Origin of the sequence: Pseudoalteromonas shioyasakiensis, from assembly GCF_022398475.1 — a bacterium.
Taxonomy (GTDB): domain Bacteria; phylum Pseudomonadota; class Gammaproteobacteria; order Enterobacterales; family Alteromonadaceae; genus Pseudoalteromonas.
In genome coordinates, this window is record NZ_JAKEVM010000144.1 from 1 (window position 1) to 10,873 (window position 10,873).

A 10,873-nucleotide genomic window follows, 5' to 3' on the forward strand; every position below is an offset into this window, starting at 1 on the left:
CTTTGTAACTATTTTGTTTTTAACCTTCTGAATAAAAGGGTTTTTATAAATTTTGTGATCTTTATTCAGGATTAGTTTAAGTATTCTGTAGTAGATTTGCAAAAGTGCTTTTGGGTGTTTATGCGTAATTTATGAATAAACGTCGTGTTTTTGGCTGTTTTGGTTGCTTTTAAGAGCTATTCTAGTGACTTATTATTAAGGTGAAAATATGCGTAAATGTGTTGATAAAACCTAATATGGCTAAAAAATAACTAAGCAAATTGCTTTTTACCGTTATTTGCCGCTAATTCACAGCAAGAGCGTTGTCAGTTTATAACTGACTAGATACACTAGATGTAACTTTTGGCCATGATTGTGGTCAATAAATGCAAGTGTAAAAAATATAACAAATTACATAGAAATCTATTTTAGGAGTTTAACGTGGGATCAGGGCTTAACTTTTTAGATCTTATTCTAGAAGCCAGTGTACTTGTCCAGCTAGTAATGTTGGCATTAGTCGGTATGTCGGTAATGTCATGGGCAATTATTTTTCAACGTAAAAAAGCGATTTCTGATGCACTTAATGGCGCTAAGCGTTTTGAGCAAAAGTTTTGGTCAGGTATTGATTTAAGTAAATTATATAACGAAGTATCTGCTCGTCCTGGTGGTGCATCAGGTGTTGAAGCATTATTCGTTGCAGGATTTAAAGAGTTTGCACGTCATAAGAAAAATACATTTCAAAGTGCAGGCATCGTAATGGAAGGCACACATCGTTCAATGCGAGTTGCGCTATCGCGCGAAGTTGAAAAGCTTGAGTCTAGTTTATCGTTTTTAGCAACAGTGGGTTCAATTAGTCCTTACATCGGTCTGTTTGGTACGGTATGGGGTATTATGAACGCATTCATCGCGTTAGGTGAAGTTAAACAAGCAACGCTACAAATGGTAGCGCCAGGTATTGCCGAAGCGCTGATTGCAACTGCAATGGGCTTATTTGCTGCAATCCCTGCTGTAATTGCTTACAACCGTTTTGCCAATAAAGTAGAAAAGCTTGAAGGTAATTACATTAACTTCATGGAAGAATTCGCCAATATTTTACACCGCCAAGCAGCTGCGCAAATAGAGGCTAAAGCGAATGTATCAGCGTAAGAAACGTCGCCCTGTAGGTGAAATAAACGTAGTACCTTACATTGATGTAATGTTGGTACTACTAATTATATTTATGGCAACTGCGCCACTTATTACCCATGGCGTAAAAGTGGACTTGCCGAAAATGGAAGAATCGGATTTAGTTGATACTAAAGATACACCGCCTATCATTGCGTCAATTGATGCTGAAGGTAAGTACTATGTAAGTATTGGTACTGACCCAGAAGCACCAATGGAAGCGCTGGATGTTGCGGCGGTAATTAAACTTCAACTGCAAAAAAATCCAGATACACCTGTGATGATTAAAGGTTCTGGCCGTGTTTCTTATCAAGAAGTACTGCTGCTTATGGACTTTTTGAAAAATGCTGGTGTGCCTTCAGTGGGTCTTATGACCGAATCATTCGAGGGGACGAAAGGCTAGTATGGGTGCATCAGTAGTAAAATCGGTTCTTTTGCACCTTGCAATAGCAGGTTTATTAGTAGCAACAGCTAATTTTCATATGCCAGCGCCTAAGGTGATGGAAGTAACGCTGAACCCTGCTTTACCAGAGCCTGAAAAAGCCGTTGCCGCAGTAACGGTTGATCAGCAAAAGGTTGAGCAGAAAATTGCCGAGCTTAAAAAGCAAGAAGAAGCAAAAAAACGAGCCGAAGCAAAACGTATTCGTGATCTTGAGCGCCGTGCAAATGATGCACGTAAGCAACGTGAAGCTGAAGACAGACGCCTTAAAAAGCTAGAGCAGCAACGCCGCGCGAAAGAGAAAGAAAAAGCAGAAGCAGAAGCACAAGCGAAGAAAGCACGTGAAATTCAAGAGAAAGAACGAGCTAAAGCGCAACAGGCTGAAAAGCAAAAGCAAGAAGCTGAAGCCGCAGCGAAAGCTGCAGCTGAAAAACGTAAAGCTGAAGAAGAAGCGTTAAAGAAAGCGGAAGAAGAGCGTAAGCGTAAAGCTGCCGAAGCTGAAGCTGAACGTAAACGCAAAGAAGCTGAAGCAGAGCGTAAACGCCAGCAAGCATTGCAAGAGCAAATGCTACAAGAACAATTAGCTGCTGAGCAGGCTGCACGTAATAAAGTGCGCCAGCAACAAGTAGTGGGCGAAGTTGAAAAATATAAAGCGTTAATTATGGCGCGCATTCAACAAAACTTCTTAAAAGATGAGAAGATGAAAGGTAAAGAATGTCGTCTTAATATTCGTCTTGGTTTTAATGGCTTAGTGACTCAAGTAAAATCACTGGGCGGAGATACCTTGGTATGTGAAGCTGCAATGCGCGCGGTGCGTATGGCAGACACACTTCCAGTATCACCAGACCGTGAAGTATTTGAGCAACTTAAAAATATTAATTTAACAATAGCGCCTCAATTTTAAAGGAATGATATGTTTAACCAGATAAAAACAGCATGTTTTATTGTATTACTGGGCTTTCATGGCATTGCCAGTGCTGCACTAGAAATTGTGATCACCGATGGTATTGACGGTGCACGTCCAATTGCGATTGTACCTTTCCAGTACAATGGTGTAGGAACTATCCCTGAAAAATTAAGCTCAGTGATTGCAGCTGACTTAATGCGTAGTGGTAAGTTTAAGCCAATTGACGTGAACACAATGCCGCAGCTTCCAGCTACTGACACCGACGTTGATTACGGCGCTTGGGTTAATAAAGGCGTTGAAGCGGTTCTTGTAGGCCAAGTAGAGCAGCAAACAAATGGCCGTTACTTAGTTAAGTATGAGCTTATTGATGTTATTCGTGGTCAAATTACCGGTGGCGAAACGCAAATGATGAGCAATGGCCAATTAGTTAAAAGCCAAGATCACATTTTAGACGCGCGTGAAAGCGTAATTGCTGAAACAGGTTTTCGCCGTTACGCGCACCGTATTAGTGATGTAGTTTATGAAGCGCTTACGGGTGAAAAAGGTGCATTCTTAACGAAGATTGCTTATGTGATTGTTCGCGAAGAAGAGCCTAAGCCATACCAGCTTGTAGTTGCTGATTACGATGGTTTTAACGAGCAAGTGTTACTTCGCTCTAAAGAGCCATTAATGTCACCAGCGTGGTCACCTGACGGTACTAAGCTTGCGTACGTAACATTTGAGAATCGTCAAAGCCAAATTTATATTCAAGATTTATACACAGGTAAACGTGAGCTGATCACAAGTCACCCTGGTATTAATGGTGCACCGCAGTTCTCGCCTGATGGTAAAAAGTTATTATTAGTGCTTTCTAAAGACCGAAATGGTGCAACAGAAGTATATGTTTTAGACCTTGCAACTCGTAAAGAAAGACGCCTTACAAACCACCGTAGTATAGATACTGAACCATCTTGGTTCCCTAATGGGCAAGATATTGTGTTTACGTCTGAAAGGGGTGGTAATGCCCAGATTTATAAGTTAAATTTGCAAACTGGTAGGTCAAAACGCATGACGTTTGACGGAGATATGAACCTAGCAGGTTCGGTTTCTCCAGACGGAAAAGAATTAGTGATGGTGAACCGTACCAACGGTCAATACCATCTTGCTAAGAAAGAGCTAGCTACAGGCGCGTTCCAAGTATTAACTAGAACTCGCTTAGATGAATCACCGAGTATCGCTCCAAACGGCTCGATGATTATCTACAGCACGCTTCATAATAATAAACAGGTGTTGGCGTTAGTTTCTATGGACGGTCGCTTTAAAGCACGCTTACCTGTGCTAAACGGACAAGTAAAGGCACCAGCTTGGTCGCCTTATTTACAGTAATTTTACTGGTTTACTCAATATAGGAATCAATTAAATGCAACTTAATAAAACTTTAAAAGGCCTGCTAATTGCTGTGCCAGTGATGACATTAGCGGCGTGTAGCTCTTCTTCAGGTGTTGACGAAGGTGCTGCAAACCAATCTAACCAAGGTATGGTTGAGCAATCAAACAACACTGATACTGTTGAAGTTGCAACGCTTACTCCAGAGCAACAAGCTGAAGAAGCACTTCGTGAAAAATACGAAGCGTTACGTCAAGAGCAAATCATTTACTTTGGTTTTGATAACGCAAAAATCCAAAGCAAATATGCTGAACTATTACAAGCACACGCTGAGTTCTTAGTACAAAACCCTTCAGTTAAAGTTCTAATCGAAGGTCACGCAGATGAGCGCGGTACGCCTGAGTACAACATCGCACTAGGTGAGCACCGTGGTCAAGCAGTAGAAAAATACCTACAAAGTTTAGGTGTTTCTGCTAGCCAAATGTCAGTAGTGAGCTATGGTGAAGAGAAGCCAATGGTTAAGTCTCGCACTGAAGAAGCGTTCGCGAAGAACCGTCGCGCAGTATTAGTTTACTAATAAAGAGTCATTATGAAGCCGAAAATTATTTTGGCAGCAATGATCTTAAGCGGGAGCACCCAGTTATGGGCTGCTCCCGCTCCTGTTTCAGAAGCTGCAAGCTCGCAATCGAGCATTGAGAAGCGTTTAGTCGCTTTAGAAAACATGATGAAGTCACGTAATTTATTGCAAGCTGAGCTTCAGCAGCAGCTTAATATTTTACAAGACGAAGTGAGCCAAGTACGTGGTATTACTGAAGAGCAAAGCTATAAGCTTGAAAAAGTATTACAACGGCAGCGTGAGCTTTATCAAGAGATTGAGAACCGTGTAAGCCAAGCTTATAGCCAGCCTGCTGCAACACAAACTCAACCTACTAACACTTATACGGATGTGGGTGCATCACAGGCAATCAGTTCAGACTTATCTGAAAACGAAGCCTATGAGCGTGCTGTAGCGTTAATCATGAAAGATAAACGTTATGAGCAAGCAATTCCTGAGTTCCAAACATTCTTAACTACTTACCCTAATTCAGTGTATGCATCTAATGCGCATTATTGGTTAGGTCAGCTGTTAACTATTCAAAACGATCAAGCTGGTGCAACTGAGCACTTTAAAGTTGTTGTGAATGAATACCCTAATTCTAATAAGCGCCCAGATGCGATGTTAAAGTTAGGAAACTTATTAGCGGATCAAGGTTTAGGCGAGCAAGCCCTTAAAACCTTTAATGATTTAATTAATCAGTACCCAAGTACTACCGCTGCTAAATTAGCCACAGAACGTCTGTCGCAAATGTAGATTTGACCTGATTAGACTGCTTTTTGACATAAGCGGTCTAAAATTAGGCAACTAGACATAAAAACTTAAAAAAAGAGATATTTTCTGTTGCACTCAGCATTTAAATAAGTATTATAAGCGCCCGCAGCAGGCGATTGGTAACAACAGCCAAAATGCGGAAAAAAGAGCGGGTCATTAGCTCAGTTGGTAGAGCAGTGGACTTTTAATCCATTGGTCGATGGTTCAAGTCCATCATGACCCACCATTCTCTTAGAATGGTAATCTTTAATCGACGGATATACGTATAGCTTTTATAAGCAATTAGAGCGGGTCATTAGCTCAGTTGGTAGAGCAGTGGACTTTTAATCCATTGGTCGATGGTTCAAGTCCATCATGACCCACCATTATTTGAATGGTTCTATATCGGCGGATTTACGCAGCTTATTATAAGCATCAGAGCGGGTCATTAGCTCAGTTGGTAGAGCAGTGGACTTTTAATCCATTGGTCGATGGTTCAAGTCCATCATGACCCACCATTCTTTTTGAATGGTCTTATATCGGCGGATTTACGCAGCTTTTTACAAGCATCAGAGCGGGTCATTAGCTCAGTTGGTAGAGCAGTGGACTTTTAATCCATTGGTCGATGGTTCAAGTCCATCATGACCCACCATTCTTTTTGAATGGTCTTATATCGGCGGATTTACGTAGCTTATTACAAGCATCAGAGCGGGTCATTAGCTCAGTTGGTAGAGCAGTGGACTTTTAATCCATTGGTCGATGGTTCAAGTCCATCATGACCCACCATTCTTTGAATGGTCTTATATCGGCGGATTTACGTAGCTTATTACAAGCATCAGAGCGGGTCATTAGCTCAGTTGGTAGAGCAGTGGACTTTTAATCCATTGGTCGATGGTTCGAGTCCATCATGACCCACCATTCTTTGAATGGTCTTATATCGGCGGATTTACGTGTCTAAATTTCCAGAGCGGGTCATTAGCTCAGTTGGTAGAGCAGTGGACTTTTAATCCATTGGTCGATGGTTCGAGTCCATCATGACCCACCATTCTTTTCGAATGGTCTCATATCGGCGGATTTACGCATCTAAATATCCAGAGCGGGTCATTAGCTCAGTTGGTAGAGCAGTGGACTTTTAATCCATTGGTCGATGGTTCAAGTCCATCATGACCCACCATTCCTGATTTATCTTTTCTTTCTAAGTTATCCTTTATTTATCTTAACAGCTCACAGCAATACTGTTCTTTAGCTTAAGATTCTCGTATAATTCGCGCCATGAATGCACTGTGGACTAAGTGGTCGAGAAATGAGTCTAGCTGAACAAATTATGCCTGAAGATTATATCTTCCCTCCAAAGCCAGCTCCGTTATCAAAAGACGAGCAAGCTGAGTATAAGGCGCGTATCAAACAATTATTAAAAGACAAGAACGCGGTTCTTGTTGCCCATTATTACACTGATCCTGAAATTCAAGCACTAGCTGAAGAAACAGGCGGTTGTGTTGCTGACTCGCTAGAAATGGCGCGTTTTGGCGCTAAGCACGACGCAGATGTAATTGTGGTAGCTGGTGTTCGCTTTATGGGCGAAACAGCAAAAATCCTAACGCCAAATAAAACGGTTGTTATGCCAACGCTTGCTGCAACTTGTTCATTAGACGTAGGTTGCCCAATTGAAGAATTCTCAGCGTTTTGTGATCAGCACCCTGATCGCAAGGTAGTAGTGTATGCAAATACATCAACAGCTGTTAAAGCGCGTGCAGATTGGATTGTTACTTCTTCATGTGCCCTAGAAATCGTTGAGCACCTTGATGAGCAAGGCGAAAAAATCATTTGGGGTCCAGATAAACACTTAGGTTCTTACATTCAAAAGAACACAGGTGCTGACATGATCATGTGGAATGGCGCCTGTATCGTTCATGACGAGTTTAAAACCAAAGCACTAAAGGATATGAAAGCCTTACACCCAGATGCGGCTGTATTGGTTCACCCAGAGTCTCCTGCGGAGATTGTAGCCTTAGCTGATGCAGTTGGCTCAACAAGCCAACTAATCAAAGCAGCGCAAACTATGGACAACAAAAAGTTCATCGTAGCGACTGACCGAGGCATTTTCTACAAAATGCAGCAGTTATGCCCAGAGAAAGAATTCTTTGAAGCACCAACAGCAGGTGAAGGCGCAACTTGTAAAAGCTGCGCACATTGCCCGTGGATGGCAATGAATGGCTTAAAAGCGATTGAAGAAGCACTGACAGACCCAGAAGGTAAAGAAGTGTTTGTTGATATGGACTTGCGCGAAGGCGCATTAAAGTCGCTTAACCGTATGTTAGATTTTTCAGCAACGCTTCAACGCTAAGAACGAATTGACTATACAAAAGGCAAGGTGTTTACCTTGCCTTTTTTGTTTGATTACTAATCACTTAACTGCACTATTTTAAAAAGCCCTTGCGTCTGTAGGGTTGTTTTCATACTATAACGCCGCGCTAAACTCTAAGCGCCTTAGGTGACGTGTCCGAGTGGCTGAAGGAGCACGCCTGGAAAGTGTGTATACGGCAACGTATCGAGAGTTCGAATCTCTCCGTCACCGCCATTTCTAATCTTATAAGCTAACTTTAGTCATTTACAAATACTTTTAAATCGCATTTTTAGCTTGTCTAATTATCTAAGCTGTTATTTCTTTCACACTCTTTCCAAAAAGACTGTCCTAATACTCTATTTATTTCTTCTACTGAAGTGAGGCCTTTTGAAAGTGCTTCTAAGGCTACTTTATATAAAGATCTCGCTCCGCATTTAGCTGCAATCTCTCTTAACTTACTGGTACTTTCTCCAGCACGAATTGCATCGGCTAGTTGATAATCAATAGTGATTATTTCGAACAGAGGAATACGTCCTTTGTAACCAGACTGATCGCAGTCATCGCAACCTGATGGCGACATAATATTTATATCAGGAAAGATGCTTTTAAAACGTTTACCATAGGTATCTGTGGACAACGGGCCACTTAGGTTACAACTAGGGCATAGTTTTCTAATTAATCGCTGCGCTGCAACACCTTTTAAGGAGTCTGCAATAATAGGACGTGACACACCTAAACCTATTAACCTTGAAATAGTCGTAATTGCATCACTAGTATGTAAGGTGGTCATCACAAAATGCCCAGTTATTGCAGCGCGAAAGGTCATTTCTGCCGTTTCTTCATCGCGAACTTCACCCATTAATATTACATCGGGATCTTGTCTTAAAATGCTTCTGAGGGCGCTGGAGAAAGTGAGGTTCTGATGTGGGTTAATATTAACCTGGGCAATACCTTCAATCTCATATTCAATTGGGTCTTCAACGGTGACAAGGCATTTTTCCGGAGTGTTTAATTCTTTTAGAGCAGCATAAAGCGTACTTGTCTTTCCTGACCCAGTAGGGCCTGTTATTACAAAGATACCTTCGCTACTTTGCAGTAAGTTTTTAAATGTATTGAGCTCTTGCTGTTGTAAACCAATATCATCTAACTTATTTACAACAGATTTAATCAGTAGACGGATGACTACTTTTTCTCCCCCTTTAACTGGTAGTGTCGATACCCGTAGATCCACATCCTGACCTTTGAGCTCTAAACTAGCACTTCCATCTTGTGGAACCATTTTTTTTGCTAAGTTAAGGCCAGATAATGCTTTTATTCTTTGTACTATTGGAATAAAAACTTGTGCTGGTAATTCTGATATGACCCTTAACATGCCATCTATTCTGTAACGAATTATGCCGCCATTATTAAAGGGTTCAATGTGAATATCACTGGCTTTGAATATAAACGCTTCTAACAGCATTTCGGATACAATTTTAACTATGGCTGAGTTCGAAGAGTCGGGCTCATTTTGTTTTGTTCGTGTGTTGAGTTGGTTTGATTTTATAATAATGTCATTTTCAGATAGCATTTGCTCCTGATAAAACATTTCCGTCCATTTTGCTATGAGCTCGGGTGATGCCAATACCGACTTAACATGAAGGGTCGTTAAAAATTCAACCATTGATTCCATATCAGTATCAAATGGGTGAGGGGAAGCTACTGTTAATAAGCCATTTGTAAAGCCTAAAGGAAAAATTCCATACTCTCTAGCTACTTTAAGAGAAACATAATTAAGCAATTCTTCTGACATATCATCAGGAGGTTTTGCTACATCTAACTGGTAACTTTTTGCAATCATTGCTGTTAACACTTTGCTGTCGACTTGCAAAATTGCCTCTGCACTTTTCCATGCTGAAATGGCTGACTCACCGTTATACATTTCTTCAATACTAATATTGCTGTTAGTCGATTTTTCAATGCAAAATCGTTTTAGCCAGTTAAAAGTGGCATTACTTCTGTGTACCTCATTTTTATCAATCATACTCATTCCATATATATTTTGTCGTCTTTGGCATCAAACGTGATTGTTGAATCACCATGTGGAATGGTTAAGCGAAAATGTTCATTGGTAATTTTTTCATAAGTTACATCCATGACAGATGCGATAGGGCTTGGTAAATCGTCTGGCAGTTCTCCGTAATTTGTGCGGTAATGTTCAACATCTTCTGCAATCATTAATAATGCCACTGAGCTGCCTGTTTGATAATCTCTGTCGTAATTTACAGGGTGGGTTTCATGGCCAATTAGTAGAGTTTTTGCTAACAAAAATCCAAAAGCAATATATGCGGCATAAGGAAGCCAGCTAGGTAATACAATGGAAGCTCTATTTTTATTTCGTTGATTATTTTGCGTTTCATCCATCGCTTCCGCGATACTTTCTTGCCATCGTTTATTGGTTGAAATCATTTTTATCTTCCTAATTTTTTAATCATGATGCCCATGCTGTTGGCCTATATGTTGATCTGGATGTTTTACCCAGCCAGGAGGCCAATTCAAGTTAGAACCAGCATTGCTTCGACTGCCCGACTCTGAATCACCATTGGTACTAGTTTCTGTACTTGTACTCGTTTGGCTACCTGTGTTGCTATCTCCACTATTTCTATCTGGAGGTTGGGTGTTACCTGTGTTACTTGCGTCAGGAAGTTGAGTATTACCTGTATTGCTAGCATCAGGTTGCTGATTAGTCCCTGCATCAGTTAATTTTGGTGGTTGATTTATTTTGGGAGGGTTTGTATTTGTTTCTGAAGGTATTAAATTGGTTTGGTGAGTCTCATAAGGTGTTGCTAATGCAATAATCATCATATTAGGAGTCACAAAAGAATGTTTTAATTCAGTTACATGATCCAAGGCATTGAGTACATTCAATCCGTTTTGACTATTTGCTTTTAAAAATAAAACAGGAAAAGCCTCATGACCAGTAAAATTAAAATAACCAGAGTGATTAACTAACTGAGCTGAAAATTGAATACCAAACTCTTCTGAAAATTGATTGGCAAGCCCAGGTAAATAGCTTGGGGCTTGACCAAAGCTTGAACTCGAAAGCTGATTTGGCTTTGCTAATGCATCAGGTGAAGTTGCAATAACATCCTGATAAGCAAGGCCAATAGAGTGGATTCTATATAATAAAGTGGCTGCCTTAGATTCATTTACATAGCCTTGATAATTAGGCAAGGCGATTAAGGATAAGATCCCTATAATTGAGATGGCTACCATAAGCTCAACTAATGTGAACCCTTTACTTTTAAAAGAGTTGAGCTTTATCAAAATCGTTGATTTCATTAATAC

At 40.6% G+C, this 10,873-nt stretch carries 10 protein-coding genes and 9 tRNA genes; 16 read left to right on the top strand and 3 right to left on the bottom strand.

The window, feature by feature from the left end; translation table 11 throughout:
- Positions 1-420 precede the first annotated feature (420 nt).
- The 16 genes from tolQ (at position 421) to L1D51_RS18230 (ending at position 7,780) form a co-directional block, all read left to right on the top strand.
- Positions 421-1,125 carry a protein TolQ gene (gene tolQ / locus L1D51_RS18155; RefSeq protein ID WP_054561288.1) on the top strand — a complete coding sequence of 235 codons (705 nt, stop codon included), beginning with the start codon at positions 421-423 and terminating at the stop codon, positions 1,123-1,125.
- Positions 1,112-1,546: a protein TolR gene (tolR, locus tag L1D51_RS18160; protein WP_054561289.1), complete on the top strand. Its 435-nt coding sequence runs from the start codon at positions 1,112-1,114 to the stop codon at positions 1,544-1,546. The genes tolQ and tolR overlap by 14 nt, the downstream gene beginning before the upstream one ends.
- A 1-nt stretch (position 1,547) precedes the next feature.
- Positions 1,548-2,486 (top strand): cell envelope integrity protein TolA, encoded by a 939-nt coding sequence (gene tolA / locus L1D51_RS18165; protein WP_054561290.1) that lies wholly within the window; start codon positions 1,548-1,550, stop codon positions 2,484-2,486.
- A gap of 9 nt (positions 2,487-2,495) precedes the next feature.
- Entirely contained in the window at positions 2,496-3,854 is a 1,359-nt protein-coding gene (gene tolB / locus L1D51_RS18170) for a Tol-Pal system beta propeller repeat protein TolB (RefSeq protein WP_054561291.1), read from the top strand.
- Between the two features lie 34 nt (positions 3,855-3,888).
- Entirely contained in the window at positions 3,889-4,431 is a 543-nt protein-coding gene (pal, locus tag L1D51_RS18175; protein WP_054553016.1) for a peptidoglycan-associated lipoprotein Pal, read from the top strand.
- A 12-nt stretch (positions 4,432-4,443) separates the two neighbouring features.
- Positions 4,444-5,205, top strand: a complete 762-nt coding sequence (gene ybgF, locus L1D51_RS18180; RefSeq protein ID WP_054561292.1) for a tol-pal system protein YbgF — start codon at positions 4,444-4,446, stop codon at positions 5,203-5,205.
- Between the two features lie 168 nt (positions 5,206-5,373).
- Positions 5,374-5,449, top strand: a tRNA-Lys gene (locus L1D51_RS18185).
- Positions 5,450-5,512: 63 nt separating this feature from the next.
- Positions 5,513-5,588, top strand: a tRNA-Lys gene (locus L1D51_RS18190).
- A 56-nt stretch (positions 5,589-5,644) separates the two neighbouring features.
- Positions 5,645-5,720: transfer RNA gene (locus L1D51_RS18195), tRNA-Lys, on the top strand.
- Positions 5,721-5,778: 58 nt separating this feature from the next.
- Positions 5,779-5,854 (top strand) — tRNA-Lys (locus L1D51_RS18200).
- Between the two features lie 58 nt (positions 5,855-5,912).
- Positions 5,913-5,988 (top strand) — tRNA-Lys (locus L1D51_RS18205).
- Between the two features lie 56 nt (positions 5,989-6,044).
- Positions 6,045-6,120: transfer RNA gene (locus tag L1D51_RS18210), tRNA-Lys, on the top strand.
- A 51-nt stretch (positions 6,121-6,171) separates the two neighbouring features.
- Positions 6,172-6,247: transfer RNA gene (locus tag L1D51_RS18215), tRNA-Lys, on the top strand.
- 53 nt (positions 6,248-6,300) lie between these two features.
- Positions 6,301-6,376, top strand: a tRNA-Lys gene (locus tag L1D51_RS18220).
- Between the two features lie 129 nt (positions 6,377-6,505).
- Positions 6,506-7,546, top strand: coding sequence for a quinolinate synthase NadA (gene nadA, locus L1D51_RS18225; RefSeq protein WP_054561293.1), 1,041 nt, complete (start codon positions 6,506-6,508; stop codon positions 7,544-7,546).
- A gap of 146 nt (positions 7,547-7,692) precedes the next feature.
- Positions 7,693-7,780: transfer RNA gene (locus L1D51_RS18230), tRNA-Ser, on the top strand.
- Between the two features lie 64 nt (positions 7,781-7,844).
- Here the strand turns inward: L1D51_RS18230 and L1D51_RS18235 are convergent.
- The 3 genes from L1D51_RS18235 to L1D51_RS21790 form a co-directional block, all read right to left on the bottom strand.
- Complete coding sequence (locus tag L1D51_RS18235) at positions 7,845-9,569, bottom strand: GspE/PulE family protein (RefSeq protein WP_239964442.1); 1,725 nt, start codon at positions 9,567-9,569, stop codon at positions 7,845-7,847.
- Between the two features lie 2 nt (positions 9,570-9,571).
- Entirely contained in the window at positions 9,572-9,994 is a 423-nt protein-coding gene (locus L1D51_RS18240) for a hypothetical protein (protein ID WP_239964443.1), read from the bottom strand.
- An 18-nt stretch (positions 9,995-10,012) separates the two neighbouring features.
- Positions 10,013-10,873 (bottom strand): prepilin-type N-terminal cleavage/methylation domain-containing protein (locus L1D51_RS21790; RefSeq protein ID WP_275669215.1); only part of this gene is annotated, 861 nt, incomplete at its 5' end.